The sequence below is a fragment of the uncultured Senegalimassilia sp. genome (assembly GCF_934636665.1).
In the GTDB taxonomy this organism is placed as follows: Bacteria; Actinomycetota; Coriobacteriia; order Coriobacteriales; family Eggerthellaceae; genus Senegalimassilia.
Map to the genome: position 1 here is coordinate 97,247 of NZ_CAKUAT010000004.1, position 19,178 is coordinate 116,424.

16 protein-coding genes and 1 tRNA gene are annotated in these 19,178 nt (G+C 63.6%); 2 read left to right on the forward strand and 15 right to left on the reverse strand.

All coding sequences use genetic code 11. The features are described from left to right. The 14 genes from Q0G75_RS02490 to dnaG all read right to left on the reverse strand — a co-directional run bounded on the left by Q0G75_RS02490 (position 1) and on the right by dnaG (position 13,604). Positions 1–97, reverse strand: a tRNA-Sec gene (locus Q0G75_RS02490). A gap of 103 nt (positions 98–200) precedes the next feature. Further along, positions 201–1,277 (reverse strand): protein kinase, encoded by a 1,077-nt coding sequence (locus Q0G75_RS02495; protein ID WP_294414732.1) that lies wholly within the window; start codon positions 1,275–1,277, stop codon positions 201–203. Between the two features lies 1 nt (position 1,278). Continuing rightward, positions 1,279–1,503 carry a hypothetical protein gene (locus Q0G75_RS02500; RefSeq protein ID WP_294414733.1) on the reverse strand — a complete coding sequence of 75 codons (225 nt, stop codon included), beginning with the start codon at positions 1,501–1,503 and terminating at the stop codon, positions 1,279–1,281. A gap of 410 nt (positions 1,504–1,913) precedes the next feature. Beyond that, complete coding sequence (locus Q0G75_RS02505; RefSeq protein WP_294414734.1) at positions 1,914–2,459, reverse strand: 2-oxoacid:acceptor oxidoreductase family protein; 546 nt, start codon at positions 2,457–2,459, stop codon at positions 1,914–1,916. Then, positions 2,456–3,319, reverse strand: a complete 864-nt coding sequence (locus Q0G75_RS02510; protein ID WP_294414735.1) for a thiamine pyrophosphate-dependent enzyme — start codon at positions 3,317–3,319, stop codon at positions 2,456–2,458. Before Q0G75_RS02510 ends, Q0G75_RS02505 begins: the two co-directional genes overlap by 4 nt. Position 3,320: 1 nt before the next feature. Continuing rightward, positions 3,321–4,388 carry a 3-methyl-2-oxobutanoate dehydrogenase subunit VorB gene (locus Q0G75_RS02515; protein ID WP_294414736.1) on the reverse strand — a complete coding sequence of 356 codons (1,068 nt, stop codon included), beginning with the start codon at positions 4,386–4,388 and terminating at the stop codon, positions 3,321–3,323. After that, positions 4,388–4,594: a 4Fe-4S binding protein gene (locus Q0G75_RS02520; RefSeq protein ID WP_294414737.1), complete on the reverse strand. Its 207-nt coding sequence runs from the start codon at positions 4,592–4,594 to the stop codon at positions 4,388–4,390. The genes Q0G75_RS02515 and Q0G75_RS02520 overlap by 1 nt, the downstream gene beginning before the upstream one ends. A gap of 123 nt (positions 4,595–4,717) precedes the next feature. Continuing rightward, the gene (locus Q0G75_RS02525) at positions 4,718–5,410 is read right to left on the reverse strand and encodes a hypothetical protein (protein ID WP_294414738.1); all 693 of its coding nucleotides are present in this window, start codon (positions 5,408–5,410) and stop codon (positions 4,718–4,720) included. Positions 5,411–5,418: 8 nt separating this feature from the next. Beyond that, positions 5,419–7,212, reverse strand: a complete 1,794-nt coding sequence (locus Q0G75_RS02530; protein WP_294414739.1) for an AMP-binding protein — start codon at positions 7,210–7,212, stop codon at positions 5,419–5,421. Positions 7,213–7,317: 105 nt separating this feature from the next. Continuing rightward, the gene (locus Q0G75_RS02535; protein ID WP_294414740.1) at positions 7,318–7,899 is read right to left on the reverse strand and encodes a helix-turn-helix domain-containing protein; all 582 of its coding nucleotides are present in this window, start codon (positions 7,897–7,899) and stop codon (positions 7,318–7,320) included. A gap of 127 nt (positions 7,900–8,026) precedes the next feature. After that, positions 8,027–10,021 (reverse strand): transcription antitermination factor NusB, encoded by a 1,995-nt coding sequence (locus Q0G75_RS02540; protein ID WP_294414741.1) that lies wholly within the window; start codon positions 10,019–10,021, stop codon positions 8,027–8,029. Then, positions 10,014–10,970: a methionyl-tRNA formyltransferase gene (gene fmt / locus Q0G75_RS02545; RefSeq protein WP_294414742.1), complete on the reverse strand. Its 957-nt coding sequence runs from the start codon at positions 10,968–10,970 to the stop codon at positions 10,014–10,016. The genes Q0G75_RS02540 and fmt overlap by 8 nt, the downstream gene beginning before the upstream one ends. Positions 10,971–10,975: 5 nt before the next feature. Continuing rightward, positions 10,976–11,509, reverse strand: coding sequence for a peptide deformylase (gene def / locus Q0G75_RS02550; RefSeq protein ID WP_294414743.1), 534 nt, complete (start codon positions 11,507–11,509; stop codon positions 10,976–10,978). A gap of 217 nt (positions 11,510–11,726) precedes the next feature. Then, positions 11,727–13,604: a DNA primase gene (dnaG, locus tag Q0G75_RS02555; protein ID WP_294414744.1), complete on the reverse strand. Its 1,878-nt coding sequence runs from the start codon at positions 13,602–13,604 to the stop codon at positions 11,727–11,729. A gap of 170 nt (positions 13,605–13,774) precedes the next feature. Between dnaG and Q0G75_RS02560 the strand changes: the two genes are divergently transcribed. Beyond that, on the forward strand, positions 13,775–15,019 hold the full coding sequence (locus Q0G75_RS02560) for an HD domain-containing protein (protein WP_294414745.1): 1,245 nt from the start codon (positions 13,775–13,777) through the stop codon (positions 15,017–15,019). Next, positions 15,016–15,564 carry a phosphodiesterase gene (gene yfcE / locus Q0G75_RS02565; RefSeq protein ID WP_294414746.1) on the forward strand — a complete coding sequence of 183 codons (549 nt, stop codon included), beginning with the start codon at positions 15,016–15,018 and terminating at the stop codon, positions 15,562–15,564. The genes Q0G75_RS02560 and yfcE overlap by 4 nt, the downstream gene beginning before the upstream one ends. An 82-nt stretch (positions 15,565–15,646) precedes the next feature. Here yfcE and cydC read toward each other — a convergent pair whose 3' ends face one another. Further along, entirely contained in the window at positions 15,647–19,123 is a 3,477-nt protein-coding gene (gene cydC / locus Q0G75_RS02570; RefSeq protein WP_294414747.1) for a thiol reductant ABC exporter subunit CydC, read from the reverse strand. Between the last annotated feature and the right edge of the window lie 55 nt (positions 19,124–19,178).

Consider the following 19,178-nt stretch of genomic DNA (forward strand, 5'->3'; position numbering starts at 1 on the left):
TGGCGGAGACGCGTGCGAATCGAACACACCCGAGACGTTCTGCGCGCCTCACAACGGCTTTGAAGGCCGCGGGGCCCACCAGGACCCATCCATCTCCACGTGATTTCGTCATTGATTGTACCCGAACCGTAATCTGATGCGGCCCCATTCGATAAACGGCGCCTTTTTTCCAAAAAATGGTTGGATAACAGTAGCAAATACTAGGATTCGCGCAAAAACAGGATGCCGACGAGCGTGAGGACGACCATCGCGATTCCCATCATGCCTGCTGCCGCGATCACCCGTTGTTTGAGCGAAGGCCGCTCAAACCAGTCGAACAGCTTCTCTAGCGGCCGGGTGTCGACAAGCAATGGAATCGGCCAGTCCATGGCCAGCCACACGCATACATACGACACCGCGCAAGCGACCGCAGGCAAACACGCCATATCCCCTTGCGGGTTCATGCCGGAGGCGACGCATGCGTAGCCCATGAACACGCCCCAAGCGGCCACCAAGATGTCCCATGCCACCCCCACGCCTAACGGCAGGCGGTGCGCGATGCCGGACCAAAACTCCCACAGCCACTGCAAGGCCGCTTTTGCGCCGTGCACAAAAGCCTTGAATCCTCCCCGCTCCTTGATATCACGCGATTCGGATACGCCAGGCGCCGCAACAGACACAGCCGACTCGATCGCAGCAGGCGCGATGCCGGTATCATCCGAATCGACGACGCGTCCGATGTTGACGGACCGCAAAGCGTCATCCATTCCGAGACCAGGCTGGGGTTCGGGATCTTGCACGCAAACCCCACCAGCAGCAAGAGCTCCCCGGCGAAAATCAACGGGGCACCCCACCGCGTACATGAACGCCGCGCGCATCGCGCCCACCGTCCTGAAGCGGTCAGCGGGATCGAAAGCCGTCGCCTGGGCCACCACGTCGCGCACCGATTCAGGAACCCCATGCACACTCAATCGCTGCTGAACCGTCGAGGGAACGGGCGTCTCCTCGCACAGTAGGTAGAACAGCACCATGCCCAAGGCATAGATATCGCTGCGCACATCGGTTTGCCCGTAGCCGAACTGCTCGGGCGGCGCATACGCGCGCGTTCCGAAATGGCTCGTATCGCACGCGGCATCCTTATCGAAGGTGCGGGCGATGCCCAGGTCGATCACCAATACCGTATCCCCATCGACCATAAAGTTCGACGGCTTGATGTCGCGGTGGATAAGCGGCGGGTCAAAACGTCCGTGCAGCTCGACAATCGCATCGCATATGCCAGGAAACAGTCGTTTGGCCACGTCAAGCGATGGACAGGCCCTTGCCCGACTTACGCCCCTTCACGCACGCGACCGTGCCTATGAGCGCAAGCACGAATCCGATTGCGGCGAGCAAGGCGGATAAGTTGTTGATGATGGGCAAAAACGATGTCGCCAGGGCGATGATCCCCAGCACGAAGCCGGCGATTCCCAGCCCCGATTTCGACAGCTGTGGCGCCGGCGCGGTTTGCACGGTGTTGGTTTCCATGAGCATTCCCTTTCCCTAAACGATGCACTGACGTGCTGAAACGATGTCAATGCTAGAGAAAGCGCCTTGTGTTTTCATTAGCTGGCAGCTACGATTCCGAAACCTTTTCGGCGAAAAGGGAGGGCGGCCAGACGCGAACGAGGCAAAACCTTCTCAGCGAAAAGAAACTGCTCCCGCATGAAAAACAACGACGCCCAACCGGTCACCATCGGTTACCGGTTGGGCGTCGAAACAATTTACAGGACCGGGACTATCACGCAGCTCGCGATACCAAGCGCGGTGTGCACCCGCGCATACCCAGGCTATCGCGCAGCTAGGCAACATCAAGCGCGGATTGCAACTGCATCCCCGGCACACAACGCCAAGCGTGCGTCCCGCCAGTGCGATTAGCCTGCGATGCAGGTCGCAGATTAGGCCTGCATGCCCAGCTCCAGGGCACGCAGGTTGCCTGCCAGCTTGTCCTTCTTGCGCGCAGGCACCACGGCGGCTACTGCCGCGCGGATGGTCTCCTCGCTGCAGAAGCGGGTTTCGGCGAACAACTTGCCCACCAAGATGACGTTGGCAAGACCCTTCAGCCCCGCTTCCTCGGCAAGTGCCGTGGCGGGCACGGCACACACCGTGGCCCCTGGGATATCGGGGATGCGCGGCACGAGCGTGCTGTCCACGATGACCAGGCCGCCGGGCTGCACGCTCTGCTCGAACTTGTCGAGCGACGGCTGGTTCATGACGATAAGCACGTCGGGGTTGAGCACGAGCGGGCTGCCGATGGGCTCGTCGGAGATGCACACGCTGCAGTTGGCGGTGCCGCCGCGCATCTCAGGCCCGTAGCTGGGAAGCCATGAAAGCTCGCGATCCTCAAGCAGGCCGGCGTTGGCGATGATCTTGCCAGCGAACAGGATGCCCTGGCCGCCGAATCCGGCAAGCACGGCCTGCATGCAACGTTTCGGTTCGCTCATCGCGCACCCTCCTTGCCCTCGGCGCGGTTCTCGGGATGGGCCACCGGGCAGTCGGCGCTGCGCGCGGCCGCAGCCTGCGCCGCATCGGCGAACCCGTCGGCCACCACATCGCGGTACACGCCCAGCGGATAATACGGCAGCATGTTCTCGCGCATCCACGCGAAGCTGTCCTGCGGCGTGAGGCCCCAGTTAGTAGGGCACGTGGACACCACTTCCACAAGCGAATAGCCGATACCGTCGATCTGGTTCTGGAACGCCTTCTTGATGGCGCGCTTGGCCTGGCGCACATGCTTGGGCGTGTCCACCGTCACGCGCTCCAGATATGCCGGGCCGTCCAGGCTGCTCAGAAGCTCGCACACGCGAACCGGGTAGCCGGCGGTGGAGACGTCGCGGCCGTAGGGACTGGTTTGCGTGACCTGGTTCGGCAAGCTGGTAGGCGCCATCTGCCCGCCGGTCATGCCGTAGATGGCGTTGTTGATGAAGATGACGGTGATATGCTCGCCGCGCGTTGCCGCGTGCACGGTCTCGGCCATGCCGATGGAGGCAAGGTCGCCGTCGCCTTGATAGGCGAACACCACATTGTCCGGCAACACGCGCTTGACGCCCGTGGCAACCGCCGGGGCGCGACCGTGCGCAGCCTCGATCATATCGCAGCCGAAGAAGTCCGGCGCGGTGACGGCGCATCCCACCGGCGCGACGCCAACGGTGCGGCCTTCGATATCAAGCTCGTCGATGACCTCGGCGACCAAACGGTGCACGATGCCGTGCGGGCAACCCGGGCAGTAGTTCGTGACCACGGGCAGCAACGACTTCGGACGCGAGAACACCACGCGACCTTCGCCTTGTTTCTGCTCAGCCATGCTATTCACCACCCTTCCCCGCAAGCTTGCGGATCGCACCCAGCACCTCATCGGGCGTGGGAATGATGCCGCCCGTGCGTCCGAAGAACTCCACGGGAACGCGGCCGTTGACCACCAGGCGCACATCATCGACCATCTGGCCCATGTTCATCTCAACCGACAAAAACGCCTTCGCGTTCCCCATGCAGCCCTCGATGGCGTCCACAGGGAACGGCCAGAGCGTGATGGGGCGCAAAAGGCCTGCCTTGATGCCCTCGGCGCGGGCGCGCACGACCGCCGAATGCGCGATGCGCGCGGTGGCGCCGAACGACACGAGCACGATCTCGGCGTCCTCGCACATGAACGTTTCGGCGCGCTGCTCGCGTGCCTTCACCGTCTCATAGCGCTCGAAACGCTCGATATTCAGGCGCTCGAGCTCGTCTGCCGTCAGGTAAAGCGAGTCCACGATATTGTGCTTGCGCGCGCCCTTATGGCCGGTAGTGGCCCAAGGCTTCTCCGGCAGCTGCTCCACGCGCTCAGGAAGCACGACGGGCTCCATCATCTGGCCGAGCATGCCGTCGGAGAGGATCATGGCTGGCATGCGGTACTCGTCGGCCTTCTCGAAGGCCAGATACGCCAGATCGGCCATCTCCTGGACGGTGGAAGGCGCGAACACGAGCACCTGGAAGTCGCCGTGGCCCATAGCGCGCGTGGCCTGCCAGTAGTCGGACTGGGAAGGCTGGATACCGCCGAGACCCGGGCCGCCACGCTGCACGTTGACGATAACGCCGGGAAGATCGGCGCCTGCCATATACGAAATGCCCTCGCCCTTAAGCGATACGCCCGGCGAAGACGACGACGTCATGACGCGAGCGCCCGCGGACGATGCGCCGTAAACCATGTTGATAGCTGCGATCTCGCTTTCCGCCTGCAGATACGTGCCGCCCTCCTTGGGCATGCGCTTGGCCATATAAGCGGCAACCTCGGTCTGCGGCGTGATGGGGTAGCCGAAGAAAAAGCGGCATCCGGCACGGATGGCAGCCTCGGCCATAGCCTCGTTGCCCTTCATGAGCACCTTTTCCTGAGACATCAGCGCATCACCTCGATCGCAACGTCAGGGCACATAAACGCGCACGAGCAGCAGCCCGTGCACTTGGACGCATCGATCAGCCGGGCCGGATGATAGCCCTTCGCCGTGATGCGGGAGCGGTCAAGCTCGATGATATGGGCCGGGCATGCATCCACGCACAACCCGCAGCCTTTGCAGAAACCGTCATCGACCGTTATCGCTGCCATGAGCCTTCCTTTCTCGTCTGAGCCGGCACAAGCGGCCGGCCTATGGTTATCGAACACTCCCCCGAAAAAACTCCTTGAACAGAGGCATGGCCCCGCCCGAATCCACCGACGCGGACTTTGCCCTTACTCCCAGGGTTTTCGCACATGTACTGAAACAGGATAGCGCACACCCGGGATATCGGCATCTTCGAGCATACGACGGGGCACCGCGGAAAACGCCAGAGGCAAACCGGCCAGCGCGGCGACCTCCTGCGCGAACCCGACACCGCGGCTGAGCACTTCCCCGTCGGTGAAGTCGGCCAGGTGCGTGTTGTTCGCCACAGCCGTGGCATGCAGGTGGCTGGCCGCCTCGATCTCGCGAAGCACGGACAGCGCCTCAGTGGGATCATGGGTTAGGTTGCGGCTGCGGTTCACCACATACAACAGGTCGTAGTCCCCCTCGGCGACGCCGCGGGCGAACCTGCCGAGCGCCGTAGCGCCCACATCGTCGCCGCCTGCATCAATGAGCAGCAGCCTTCCCGCTTCCCTGCGCGCCCAATCTAAAGCTGCCGAAACCTGCCCGGAGATGGCGGGCGCATCAAGCGTGGTCCCCGCGTAGCGCGGGGCGATCACCTGAACGCCGGCATCCTCGAGAAGATCCCGGTAGTCGCTGCTTCGGAAATACGGGTTGACGACATCCAGGTCGGCAACGCGCACATCGAGTCCAGCATACCGGGCATCAAGGGCCAGGTTTATGGCCAGATTGGTCTTTCCGACCCCATAATGCCCTGTAACGACGGTGACCGATTTCAACCGTTTGACATCGAACTCGTTCAAGGCCGCTCCTACACCAAGCCCTCGGGCACCTTGGTCTTCGGCTTGCCCTCCTGGCTTTCGTCAGCCTCGCGGATGGCGGCTCGGCGGATCTTGCCGTTGACGGTCTTGGGAAGTGCGTCGACGAACTCCACGATGCGGGGATATTTGTACGGCGCCGTGCGCTGCTTGACCCATTGCTGCAGCTCGCGCACGAGCACCTCGTTGCCCTCGAAACCTTCCGCAAGCACCACCGTGGCCTTGACCGCCTTGCCGCGCACGGGGTCGGGCACGCCGGTGACGGCGCATTCGCGCACGGCGTCATGCTCGAGCAGCACGCTTTCGATCTCGAAGGGGCCGATACGGTACCCGGACGACTTGATGACGTCGTCGTTGCGGCCGACGTACCACAGGTACCCGTCCTCATCGACCCAAGCGGTATCGCCGGTGTGGTACCAACCGTCGTACACGGCCGCTTCGGTTTTCTCGGGATTGCGGTAGTACTCCAGCATGATGCCCGGGGCCTTCTCATGCACATCGATGCAGATCTCGCCCGTCTCGCCGACGTCGCAACGGCTCCCGTCGCCGCGCTGCACCTCGATGGTGAACGCCGGCGATGGATGGCCCATGGAGCCGGGCTTGGGCACCGCATGCGTGAGGTTTGCCACCGTCAGCGGCGTCTCCGTCTGGCCGAAGCCCTCGAAGATGGTCAGCCCCGTGTGCTCCTTCCAGAAGTCGAACAGGTCGGGGTTGAGCGCCTCGCCGGCGGTGGTGCAATACGTGAGCGTGCTCAAATCATGGGCATCAACGTCGGCCTGCATCATCATACGGTACATGGTGGGCGGGCAGCAAAGCGTGGTGACGCCGTAGCGGGGGATCAGATCCAAGATCTCATCGGCATGGAAGCGGTCGAAGTCGTACGTGAGCACGCACGCCTCCATGAGCCACTGGCCATAGTACTTGCCCCACACCGCCTTGCCCCAACCGGTGTCGGCGATGGTCAGATGCAGCCCGTCGGGCTTGACGTTGTGCCAATGCTTCGCCGTGACCAGGTGCGCCAATGCGTAGTAGGAATCATGCAACACCATCTTGGGGTTGCCGGAGGTGCCGGAGGAGAAGTACATGAGCATGGGATCGCCGACGTGGGTTTCCACGCGGGAGAATCCCTCATCAGCGCTGCGCACGCCGGTGTTGAAATCATGCCAGCCCTCACGCTGGGCGGGCACGGCGCACACGCCTTCAGGGCCGGAGAGAACAGCGCCGACCGGGCCGTCGACGGCAAGCCAGTTGTCATCCGCATCCTTCTCGGTCAGGCCGCCGCCGGCGCCGTTGACCAAGAACAGGTTCTCGACCGAAGGGCAGCGATCCACCACGTTGTCCACCACTTGCGCAATGGTGCCGATAGAAGTGCAGATGACGGCCTTGATGGAGGCGCCGTTCAGGCGATACTCCAGATCGTGCTCCTTGAGCATGAACGTCGCCGGCACCATGACGGCGCCGAGCTTGGCAAGCGCGGTGGCCACGAACCAGAACTGGTAATGGCGGCGCAAGATCACCATGACCATATCGCCTTTGCCCACGCCGTGCGCGGCAAGATAGTTCGCCGTCTTATCCGACCAGCGCTTCATGTCGGCGAAGGTGAACAGGTGCTCCTCGCCTTCGGGGTTGCACCACATCATGGCGCGGCGCTCGGGGTCGTTATCCGCGATGTCGTCCACCACATCATAGCCGAAGTTGAAGGTATCGGGGCACTGCACCTTGAAATCGGTGAGCACGCCCTGCTCGTCGTAGGTTTCCTCGCAGTAACGCAGATTGATGTTTCTCATGATGTTGCCGAACTTCCTTGAAATTTGGTGCGCGGAACCGGACCGCGCACAATGCGGTCGATAAGAAGGTTGGTTTTTGGCAAGCAACCCTAGGCGAGCGCTTGCCTAGATAATGTCTTCCTTCGCCTTCAAAACGACAGCCAGGAATTTGCACGGTGCGCCATCGATGGCGATCATGCCGTGCCCACGGCCGGAATCATAGAGCAGCATATCGCCGGGGCCGAGCTCCTCGGTGTGCTCCTCGTACTGGAAGCGCATGCGGCCCTCCAGGATGTAATCGAGCTCCTGCCCGCTGTGATAGGACAGATGGATGGGCTTGTCCTGAAGCTCAGGGCGAAAATCGGCCGTCACGAAGAACGGCTCGCACAGCTTGTTGCGGTAATGCGGGGCCTTGTGAAGGTATTCAAGGCCGCTGCGGCGCTTGACGGCCAGGCCCTCATCGGCGCGCGTAAGGGTATAGCCCGTCAGGTGCGGGGTTTCACCGGTGAGCAGCTCGATGGGGTCGACGCCCAGGTTCGCCGCGCACTTGTACAGGAAAGTGAACGAAAGCTCCTCGGCGCCCGATTCCTGCGCCTGGTACTCGGCCAGGCTGCGGCCGGTGGCATCAGCCATCTCCTGCATGGTCAGGCCCATATCCTCGCGCAGCGCGCGGATCCTGTTCGCCACCTCTTGATAATTCGGCTCCATGAAAACCTGACCTCCTCACATGCAATTACGTCAAAATCATAGTAAATAAATGGTACGCGCGAAATTGTTTCCAATATGTTTCATGCCGGCGAAGAAGCCTTCGCCGGCATGAAAACGGGATCTTATATTATTCCTGCGGCTTACGGACGAAGCGCACGGCGAAGTGCGCATCCGACGAGCCGGGGGCAAGGCGGGTTGCAAGGCAGTTGCGACCGCACAGCTGATCGAGCGTGAAGCCGGCGCCCTCCTCGCTGTCCAGGAACGCCTTCACCACGCCGGCGTTCTCCTCGCGCGTGACCGTGCACGTGGAGTATGCCAACGCACCGCCCGGGGCCACGTGGCCCGCCGCGGCCTTGAGCATTCCCAGCTGGGTTTCCACGAAACCGGCCAGGTCTTCCTCGCTCGTGCGCCAACGAATCTCAGGGTGGCGGCGAAGCGTGCCCATGCCCGAACACGGAGCGTCCACGAAGATGAACGAGAACATGCGATCGGGCATTATGTTGTCGAGCTCGAGCGCATTGCCGGTGAAGGCCTCGGTCACCACGACGCCGTACTGTTCGGCTCGCTTCTCGAGCAGACGCGTCTTGTAGGCGTGGTTGTCGATGGTGACGTACTCCTCGATCTGCGACCCGTACTTGCGGCAGGCGTTGGACTGCAGCAGGATGGTCTTCGTGGCGCGGCCGGCGCCGATCTCGAGCACGCTTTCGGGCTTCTCGTCGGGAAGCACGTTGGCGGCCACCATCTGCGCGGCGGCGTCGGAGACCAAGATCTTGCCCTGGTCGAGCTGACGGGCAAGCGCGGGCACCAGCAGGGCACGGCTTTCGGGCACGCGCAGGCAACCCTGCACGTTCATGTCGCCGAGCGCAACCGGCTGCACTTCCTCTTCCGCACGCTCAAAGGCCTTGAGCACGTGGTCATCGTCCACCTTGCAGGCGTTGACGGCCACATACAGCGGCGCCTGCTCGTTGGATGCACGCATGAACTCGATGGCGGCTTGCGGGCCCATCTCCTCCATGAGCTTCTTGGCCATCCACGTGGGGAACGCCTGGGTGCGGGCAAGCGCATCAAGATCGGTAGCCGGGTTTCCGAACGGGAAATCAATGCGCAGGCGCACGATCTTGTGCAGCACGGCATTGGCCACACGTGCCGCGGGGCCCGGGCTGAACGACTTCACCATTTCCACGCCCTGGTCGACCGCCGCATGAGCCTCCTTGCCCAGGAAGATGAGCTCGTACGTGGAGATCTGCAGCGCGTCGCGCGTCTCGCGGAAGATGTCCTCGGGCGTGTCGAGCGCACGGTCGATGATCTCGTCGAGCGTGCCGCGGGCGCTTACCGTGCCAAGGGCGAGCAGCGTGGCGAACGCGCGGTCTTCCACGGACATGGTGGACTTGTCGATCACCTGGGCGATGACGTCCTGCGCGAACGCGTTGCGCTCGCGGACGGTGCGCACCACGTCGAGAGCCGCCAAGCGAGCAGGCGTTGCGTTGGACTTGCGACGCGGGCGTGCCGGCTTGGCAGAACCGCGGAAGCCGCCCTTTTCGCCGCCGCGCGGCGCGCCCTGGGCACCCTGCTCAGGCTTGCGACGCGGGTCGCGAGCAGTATTACGGCCGCGGAAATCGGGCTTCGGCTCGCGCGCGGGACGATCGGAGCCGGCATGCTGCGCGGCCTCGGGACGCTGGCCGCCCTCGCCGCCCTCGCGCTTGAAGTCGGGCTTGCCGTCGCGTTTGAAATCGCGTTTCGGGCCGCGATCGCCCTTATATCCGCCGCGACGATCGTCACGGCCGCCGTTGTAGCCGCCGCGGCGCTCGTCGCGCCCGCCGTTGCCGCGATACTCGCGCTTCTCACCGTCGCGACCGCCGTTACCGCGGAAATCCCGCTTCTCGCCGTCACGGCCGCGGTATCCGCCCTTTCCGCCATCGCGGCGCTGGCCATCTCGGCCACCCTGACCGCGATTACCGCCACGACGGTCGTCGCGGCCGCCGAAGCCGCCTTTGCCGCCATCGCGGCGCGGGCCGCCCTGGCGATTGCCGTGGCCGCCGTGCTGGCCGCCCTTTCGATAGCCGCCGTTGCCGCCTTCGCGGCGCTGACGCGGCGCGCCTTCGTTGTTATGCTGTTCAGCCACGCGGGCCCTCCCAAGTCTTAGTGTCTTCCTTGATTCCCTGAATGCCTGCGGCAAACGCCTTGGCCGCCATGGCCGCCTTGCCTGCAGGCTTCACTTCTAAAAGCTCGATGACGCCGTCCGCGGCGCCCAAGTACAAACGCTTCGCGGCGAACCGCACGCTGCCCGGCCCCATGCCCGCGCATGCCGCATCCGCCTGGTCGGCTGGCGCCGGTTGCGCGGCGAGCACGGTGACGTCCTTGCCCGCGACGGTCACATGCGCCGGATGGGCGGCGCTTGATGCGCGCACCTTGCGGCACGCCTGCTCCACCGTGTCGGCAGGGCTGAGCGAAAGCTCGTCCTTGCCGATCTTCTCGGCGTAGGTGACGCGCTCCTCATCCTGGCGCGTCCAGCGGATGCACCCCGCCTCCAGCTGCGAAAGCGCCGTGAGCAGCGCGTGCGCGCCCAGGTCGGCAAGCAAGTCGGTAAGCAGCGCAACGTCCTTGTCGCCCACTTCAAGCGATCGGCACACGCAGTAGTCGCCCGTGTCGAGCCCCTCCTCCATGCGCATGATGCACACGCCGGCCTCCTCGTCGCCGGACAGGATGGCGCGCTCGATGGGAGCGGCGCCGCGCCAGCGCGGCAACAACGAAGCGTGTACGTTCAGGCAACCATGCTTGGGGATGGACAGCACCTCGGCGGGCAGCAGCATGCCGTAAGCGGCAACGCAGATGACATCGGGCTCAAGCGCCGCGAGCACCTGCTGCTGATCGACGTCGCGCAGCGTCTTGGGCGTGAACACGGGGATGCCGCGCTCGCACGCCTCGACCTTCACCGGGCTGGGCACCAGCTGCTTGCCGCGGCCGCGTACGGCGTCGGGGCGCGTGTAGACGGCCACCACGTCGTGCTGCGAGGCAAGCTCGGAGAGCACCGATGCGGCGAAGTCGGGCGTGCCCATGAATACGATGCGCATGTCCCCTACGCCTCCACCGAAGTCTCGCCGGGGCGCGCACCGGCTGCCAGGGCGCGCTCGTAATCCTCGAGGGCCTTCAGGCGGACCATGGGCTCGGCGCGCTCGAACATGGTGACGCCGTCAAGGTGGTCGGTCTCGTGCTGCAGGCAGCGGCCGAGCAGCCCGTCGCCCTCGATCTCCCAAAGCTGGCCATCAAGATCGTAATAACGGCAGCGGGCGAACGGCGGGCGCGCGATAGGCACGGAGATGCCGGGGATGGAAAGGCAGCCCTCGTCCTCCGCGACCGGCTCGCCTTCGCGGGCGACGATGACGGGGTTGAGCATGACGATGGGCTCGCGGACGCCGTCCTCCTGGTCGCAGTCGATGACCACGAGGCGTTTGAGCACGCCCACCTGGGGCGCGGCAAGGCCGCAGCCGGCGTTCTTGTACATGACGTGGGCCATCTGCTTGGCCAGGCGCTTCAAGCTCTTGTCATTGAAATCGCAGGGCTCGCACACCGTGTTAAGCAGCGGGTCGGGCGATTGCACGATTGAAAGCATATGCATTTCCTTTTGCGGGTAGGTATGGTTGGCGGCGGGTGCGCAAAACGCCCGCCTTTCTAATCCGATTATTGTGACATGCGCGCGCACCTAACGCCCTTGCGGGCGCAAAGTTCCACAAAACCCCTGCTCGGCATGAATGGAAACGAAGGTCTGCCAATGGCGGCCGACAAGATGGTCGCGCCATGCGAGCGCGATGCCGGGAAGCGCGACAGCGCTACCTGCCCGAAGCCGCGCTTTCGGCGTGGGCCCTTTTGCGGGCGGTCAGCTCGCGCTGCATGGCGGCCACGGTCTCGAACATAAGCTCGTAGTCCTCGGGCGACATGGACGCAGGGGCCGACATCTGCGCGCGCATAGCGGAGACGGCCTCCTCCGCATCGCCGATGGAAAGCTCCTCGACCAAAAACGCCGCCAGGTCCTCGGGCACCGCCGATTCGGGAACGCCCCTTGTCAGGAAGCCGGCCGCACGAGGCTCGGCCATGCTCGCCGCGCCCACGATGGCGGCCGGCGCCGCCCCGGGATCTTCGGCCAAGGTATCGAGCATGCTGGCGGATACGGCTGCGCACGCCGGATCGTGCCACTGCACCGAGGCAAGGGCGTCGGCGTGAACGAGGGCCAGATCGGTACGGGCGGCGCACAGCGCCAGCAGCTGACGCTCGAACCTGCGCCGGTTCATCTCGGACTGCGGCAGGCGGCGGCGCGCCGGGGCCACAGGGGCTCCGTGATCGCCACGACCGCCGGCAGCAGGCGCTTCCGCATCGAAGACGCGCGGGGGCTTAAGGGCCGCCAACTGCCCCAACACGTCGTTCTCGTCGGCGCGGGCGCGGCTGGCGATCTGGCGTGCGTAGTCCTTGGCGAGCAGCGAGTCCTTGATAGGCGCCAGAACGCTGAGCGCATCGGCGACGGCGCCGGAACGGCCTTCCGCACGTGAAAGGTCCCAGTTCCCCAACCTTCGGTCGATGCCGTATTCCAGCAAGGGCTTCGCCTGGTCGATCAGGGCCTGCAGCTCACGGCCGCCGTGGGCGTCGATGAACTCGGCGGGGTCGAGGTTATCGGGCAGCGTCACGGCGAACAGGTCGATGCGGGCGACGCCGGCCTCGGGCGTCATGGAGGAGTCGATAAACTGCAAGGCGCGATCGGCGGCGCGCTGACCTGCGGCGTCGCCGTCGAACAGGTACACGATGCGGTTGCGGGCATGACGCGACAGCACGCGGATGTGCGTGCGCGTGAGCGCCGTTCCCAAAGTGGCGACCGCATTGCGGATGCCGGCCTCGTGCATGGCGATGACGTCGGTGTAGCCCTCCGACACCACGGCCACGCCCGTTGATGCCATGGCCGCCTTCGCCTTGTCGAGCGCATACAGCATGCGCCCCTTGTGGAACAGGGGCGTTTCCTGGCTGTTCAGGTACTTCGGCTCGCCCTTGCCGATCACGCGCCCGCCGAAGGCGATGCATTGCCCCTGCTCGTCTTTGATGGGGAACATCACGCGATTGAAGAATCGGTCGCGCACCCGCCCGTCGGAGCCGACGACGGCCACGTTGGCCTGGATCATCTCGTTGGATTGAAAGCCCTTCGACGCCAGATGACGCACGAGCGCGCCTTGGCCGGGCGCGAAGCCGAGCATCCAGGTTTTCGGGATATCGCCGCCCAGCCCGCGCTGCGAAAGGTATGCGCGCGCGGCTCCGGCCTGCGGGCTTTTGCTGCGCATGAGCTGCATATGGAAGAACTCCGCGGCCTCCGCGCACACGGCACGCAGCCGCGCTTTTGCGCCCTGCCCCATGCCGGGCCCTCGTTTGGCCTGATCATCGGCGATGTCGATATGGGCTCGCTCGGCTAGGTAGCGCACCGCCTCGGGAAACGACAGGTCCTGGGACTTCATGACGAAGGCGAACACATCGCCGCCTTCCCCGCAACCGAAGCAATGCCACAGCTGCAGGGCCGGGTCAATCTTACACGACGGTGTTTTCTCGTTATGAAACGGGCAGCACAGCCAGAAATCGCGGCCGCGCTGCTTTACCGGGCCCGTCTCACCCATGATGGCCACCAAGTCGCTGGCCTCGCGGACCTTTTGGATATCCTCATCGCTGATCGCCATGGATGTGACCGAACCCCCGCCTGATGACCGTATGCCTGATAACGGCCGCGCAAAGGCGTGCCGTTTTGCTTTTCTGAGCAAAGTATACCGCATAGAACCTATGTTCCCGTATCAGCGGCACCTGCGATACAATATGTCCGTAACATCTCGACATGCGGAAAGGAAACGCCGTGAGCGAGCCCGCATACCTGCAACTCGAACCCGATGTGGAACAAGCCATAGCCGAGAACCTGCGCTGCGGGCGCATGCATCCGCAAAGCTTCCCCGACGATCGCGTGCTCCGACGCGAGGACAACCCTCACGATGCGGCAACGCTGGCGCGCCCGGCGTTCTCGCGCGACATCGATAAGATCATGAACATCCCCGCATATAACCGCTATGCCGGCAAAACGCAGGTGTTCAGCCTGGTGGAGAACGATGACATCTGCCGCCGTGGGCTGCATGTGCAGCTGGTGGGTCGCATCGCGCGAAACATTGGAAGGCTGCTGGGATTGAACTGCCAGCTCATCGAGGCCATCGCGCTCGGCCACGACCTGGGTCACACGCCGTTCGGCCACGCCGGGGAGAAGTTCCTGTCGAAGTGCCTGCAAAGCCGCACGGGCCACTGCTTTCACCACAACGTGCATTCCGTGCGAGTGATGGACCGCCTCTATCCTCGCAACATCAGCCTGCAGGTACTTGACGGGGCGCTGTGCCACAACGGCGAGTTCGCCCAGCAGGTGCTTCGCCAAGGCGACACGGAATCGTTCGCGCAGCTCGATGCGCTGGTCGATGAATGCGCGCTCGACGAGTCCGCTATCAAGCACCTGCGCCCCTCAACGCTGGAAGGCTGCGTGGTCCGCTTGGCCGACATGATCGCCTACCTGGGAAAAGATCGCGACGATGCTATGGCCATGGGCGTGCTGCCGTCCCTTGATGGTTTCGAAACCGACGTCATCGGGCGCGACAACGCGCGCATCATCAACAACATCACTGTCGACGTGGTCAATCACAGCTTCGGACAGAACGATATCCGCATGAGCCGCCAGGTGTTCGAGGACGTCAAGCGCGCAAAACGCCAAAACTACGAGCGCATCTACGATTGCGAAGGCTGGCGCGCCGGAAGCGGCAACGCCGTCGGCGAGATGTTCGAGGACATATACGACAGGCTTTTGATCGACCTGCAAACCGGTGACGAACGGTCACCGGTCGTATCGCATCACGCCAAGCAACTGGCGGCGAAGTCGCACAGCATCACCGTGGAGGATTACCTTGCGCATACCAACCCCGATCAGGTGGTGGTGGACTACATGGCGTCCATGACCGACCGCTACTTCATGGAGCTGTACCGCTACCTGTTCCCCAACAGCGAAAAGCACATCCTGGCGCGAGGATACTGCGCCGGTCTGCCATCTATCGAAAGGAACGACCAATGAAGTTCGTCATCGCATCCGACCTGCATGGCGCGGCGCCCGCCGTCCGCACTTTGATGGAGCGCATCGACCAGGAAACGCCCGACCGCGTGCTCCTGCTCGGCGACCTGCTCTATCACGGCCCGCGAAACGACCTGCCCGAAGGCTATGCGCCCAAAGAAGTGCTCGCCGCCCTTAACGGCATTGCCGAGCGCATCGTAGCCGTTCGGGGCAATTGCGATGCGGAAGTCGACCAGATGGTGCTCGATTTCCCCTGCTTGAGCGACTTTTCCCAAGTGTGGGCCGATGGGCATCTGCTCCATCTAAGCCACGGGCACTTGGCCGGCAACTCGCCCGACCAGCCGCCGGCGCTGCCCCAAGGAAGCGCGTTGCTGACCGGCCACACGCACATCAAGCGCCTTGAGCTCGTCGATGGCGTGCTGTTCGTGAACCCAGGGAGCACCTCCATCCCCAAGGACGGCTGCGCAAGTTATGCCGTCTACGAAAACGGCGTTTTCGCCCTGAAATCGCTTGACGGCGAAACGCTGCTGGAAGCAGGCTGGGAATAGCGCGAAATCACCGGGAACAAGAAGGCCGCAGCTCACAGCTGCGGCCTTCTTCCTATGTACGGCTCATATCTCAAACGCTAGACTACGACAACCTTCCGCGCTCGACGGTGTAGGAGACATCGCAGATGGCGGCCGTGGAAGCGCGATGGCTCACCAGCACCACCGTCTTGCCCTGACGGGCTTCGAGCAACGCCCGCAAAACCGCCGCCTCGTTGAGACTGTCAAGGTTGCTCGTGGGTTCGTCGAGCAGCACGAACGGGGCATCGTGCAGGAACATGCGCGCAAGCCCGATGCGCTGGCGCTCGCCTCCCGACAAGGTGTCGCCCAACTCGCCGACCGGCGTATCCAGGCCTTGCGGCAGACGCTCGATTAAACCAGTCAACGCCGCCTTCCTGCAGGCCTCAGCAAGCTCCTCGGGCCTAGCATCGGGTTTGGCAAGCGTGATGTTATCCCCCACCGTGCCGGAGAACAGGTGCGTCTCCTGCGTCATATAGCCCTCGATGGTCCGCAGGCTTTCCGTGCTCACGTCACGGATATCCTGCCCGGAAATGCGTATACAACCGTCGCTTGGATCCCAAAACCGCATGAACAGCTTGCAGAGCGTCGATTTGCCTGAACCGCTCCTGCCCGCCAAATGCACGATCGAACCAGGCGTCACCTCAAGGGATACGTCCTTGAGCACCGAACTTGCGCCATACGAGAAGTCGACATGTTCGGCGGCCGCACCCGAGAACGCATCTGCCTTGCAGCCGTCCGCCACATCCCGGGTTTGCGGCTGCTCGTCAAGCAGGTCAAGTACGCGCGCTCCGCTGGCCAACGTCTGCTGCAAGCCGCTGCCCAGGTTCGCAACGGCGATCACCGGGCCGAAAGACGACATCAACGCGGCCACGCACACGAACGCCTGCCCGGAATCGATGACGCCATGCGTGCACAGCGCGCAGGCTAGCGCGACCATGGCAACGTCAAGCCCCAACACCAGACCGTTCGTTGCCGCCATGCTGCGAGCCGCACGGCCCTTCAGGCGATCCTCGACCTTCGACAGCGAGTCCATACGGCCATCAAGCTGCTCGGCGCGCGCATGTTCTTGGCCGAACTGCAGCGTTTCGCGAAGGCCGCGCAAGCTATCGAGCATGAACGCGTTCATGCCGCCGAGGGCATCGCGCAGCTCCCTGCCGCCATCCCCCGCCGCACGTGATGCGACCCACGGCGCCACAGCTCCAACCAGGACGTATGCGACGAACGCGCCGATGGCAAGCTGCCAGCAGACGCTGCCGATGAAGACGATCATAACGCCGCAGACCAGCACGGCGATGAGCACCGGGGAGAGGGTGTGCGCATAGAACACCTCGAGCAGCTCAACGTCCGAGGTAACGAGCGACACCAGGTTGCCTTTGCTTCGGCCCTCGAGCTTCGCCGGGGCAAGCGTGCGCAGCTTGCCGAACACGCGATCGCGGACAAGCGCCAAGATCTTGAACGCCAGATAGTGATTGCACATCTGCTCGCCATAATGCAGGGGACCGCGCAAAAGGCCGCAAGCGGCGACCAGGGCGATACCCGCGCCCACGCCGATCGCCGGCCCGAATCCCGCGCCGCCCGTAAGCACCAAAGCAGCGCCAACCGTAAGGAAGATGGCGCACAAAAAGCCGACAACGCCTAGAATCACCGCGGCGAGCATAACCGGCACAAGCGGCTTGACCAACTTCAGCAGACGGCACATGATCGAGATGTTCGACCTACGGCGCATCTGGGGCTCGCCGACAACCGCAGCAGTTCCATCGGCACCGGGACCTTGCGCTTCGTCGGCTTCACCAACGTCAGCGGTGTGTTGCTCCGCCCGCGACGCGAACGCCTCAAGCCCCATCTGCCGGCCCCATAGCTTCGCGTACGCCCCATCGGCGGCGCAAAGCTGCTCGTGCGAGCCGCTCTCAGCCACGCGACCATTTGCCAGCACGAAGATGCGATCGGCTTCGGAAACCGACGCCAGGCGATGCGAAATCATGATGACGGTGCGGCTTTTCGCCAGCTCATGGATAACGCCGACGATAGCCTGCTCGCTGTCCGCGTCCACGTTCGAGGTCACCTCGTCGAAGATGTAGACGGGGGTATCGTGCAAAAGCGCCCGGGCAAGCGCCAAACGCTGGCGCTGTCCGCCGGAAAAGTTCCCACCCTGCTCGGACACGGGCGCATCAAGCCCGCCCGATGAGCGAACGAACCCGTCGATGCGGCACCGCCGCAAAACGTCCCAAAGCTCGTCGTCGGTCGCCTTGGGGCGCGCCATCAGCAAGTTCGAACGCACCGTTCCAGAGAACAGGTAGCTGGAGAACGGGACGACGGTGACCGTTTGGGCCATGCTTTCGCGGGAAACCTGGCCAAGCGGCACGCCACCGATCTCCACATCGCCATCAAAACCCAGATTACGCCCGCACAGGATGCCGGCCAACGTGGATTTGCCCGAACCGCTCTCGCCCACAATGCCGGTGAAGCTACCGGCAGGGGCGGCGAAATCGACATGCTCGAGCACCGTACGCTGCCCGTCATAGGAGTACGAGACATCGCGAACAACGATGCCCGCGCGCTCAGGATCGATGCTGCGCGTCCCCTGCTCGGGCTCGGGCGCATCCAAGATGGCGAACATCTTCTCGGCAACCGCCATACCGTTCATAGCGGTATGGAAAAACGAACCAAGCGCACGCATAGGGATGAAGAACTCCGCCGACAGAAACACCACGCAAAACGCCGCATAGAACGGGATCTGGCCGGTGGCGAACTGCACTATAGCAGCGATGATGCCCACGGCAGCGCCGCCGAATGCGAACACGTCCATCACGGTGATGGAGTTGAGCTGCATGGTGAGCAGGCGCATCGTCGCTCGGCGGAAGGTCTCGGCCTGTTCGTTCATCTGACGGTGGCACGCCTCATCGGCTTGATAGATCTTCAAGGTGGTCAAACCTTGCAGGTTCTCGAGAAACGCGCCGCCAAGATCGGTATAGGCGCCCCAATACCTGCCCATGACACGCTTAGCGATCTTCTGCACCGCCACGATGGAAATCGGGATGAGCGGCACGCAAACCAACAAGGCGATGGCGGCAGGCAAACACAGCGGCGTCAGGAACGCGAACACGGTAAGCGGGGCCAGCACGGCGTAAAACAGCTGCGGCAGATACTGGCCGAAGTAGCTTTCCAGCTGCTCGCATCCCTCAACACTGACTTGCACCGCCTCGCTTGTGGCGATGTGCTCGGAATAGCCGGGGCCCATGCGCACCAGCTTGTCGTATACCTCACGGCGAACCGAGCGTTTTGCGGCCATGGCGGCCGCCACCCCCATGCGCTGCGCGAAGGTCAAGCACGCCATGCGCACCGCGATAACGGCAACGCCTGCGCACAGAAGCATCGCAACCCAGCCATCCACGGCAACGCCGTCGAAAAGACGCTGTAGGAAAAGCCCGATGAGGAGCATGAGCACGATATTCGCCACGAGCGCCACCCATTGCGCCGCCGCATTGCGCACGATATACCGCATAGCCTGCGGCACCATCGATATCAACCGTTTATTGAACACGGAACATGGCTTCCTTTCGATTCCAAAGGCTGCACAGCGCCGGGGTACGGCGCAT

Excerpts from the sequence above, each read along its gene's own strand:
- def (WP_294414743.1), bottom strand. The coding sequence starts at position 11,509 with ATGCTTTCAATCGTGCAATCGCCCGACCCGCTGCTTAACACGGTGTGC.
- Q0G75_RS02515 (WP_294414736.1), bottom strand. The coding sequence starts at position 4,388 with ATGTCTCAGGAAAAGGTGCTCATGAAGGGCAACGAGGCTATGGCCGAG.
- fmt (WP_294414742.1), bottom strand. The coding sequence starts at position 10,970 with ATGCGCATCGTATTCATGGGCACGCCCGACTTCGCCGCATCGGTGCTC.
- Q0G75_RS02530 (WP_294414739.1), bottom strand. The coding sequence starts at position 7,212 with ATGAGAAACATCAATCTGCGTTACTGCGAGGAAACCTACGACGAGCAG.
- Q0G75_RS02505 (WP_294414734.1), bottom strand. The coding sequence starts at position 2,459 with ATGAGCGAACCGAAACGTTGCATGCAGGCCGTGCTTGCCGGATTCGGC.
- dnaG (WP_294414744.1), bottom strand. The coding sequence starts at position 13,604 with ATGGCGATCAGCGATGAGGATATCCAAAAGGTCCGCGAGGCCAGCGAC.
- Q0G75_RS02520 (WP_294414737.1), bottom strand. The coding sequence starts at position 4,594 with ATGGCAGCGATAACGGTCGATGACGGTTTCTGCAAAGGCTGCGGGTTG.
- Q0G75_RS02510 (WP_294414735.1), bottom strand. The coding sequence starts at position 3,319 with ATGGCTGAGCAGAAACAAGGCGAAGGTCGCGTGGTGTTCTCGCGTCCG.
- Q0G75_RS02535 (WP_294414740.1), bottom strand. The coding sequence starts at position 7,899 with ATGGAGCCGAATTATCAAGAGGTGGCGAACAGGATCCGCGCGCTGCGC.
- Q0G75_RS02500 (WP_294414733.1), bottom strand. The coding sequence starts at position 1,503 with ATGGAAACCAACACCGTGCAAACCGCGCCGGCGCCACAGCTGTCGAAA.
- yfcE (WP_294414746.1), top strand. The coding sequence starts at position 15,016 with ATGAAGTTCGTCATCGCATCCGACCTGCATGGCGCGGCGCCCGCCGTC.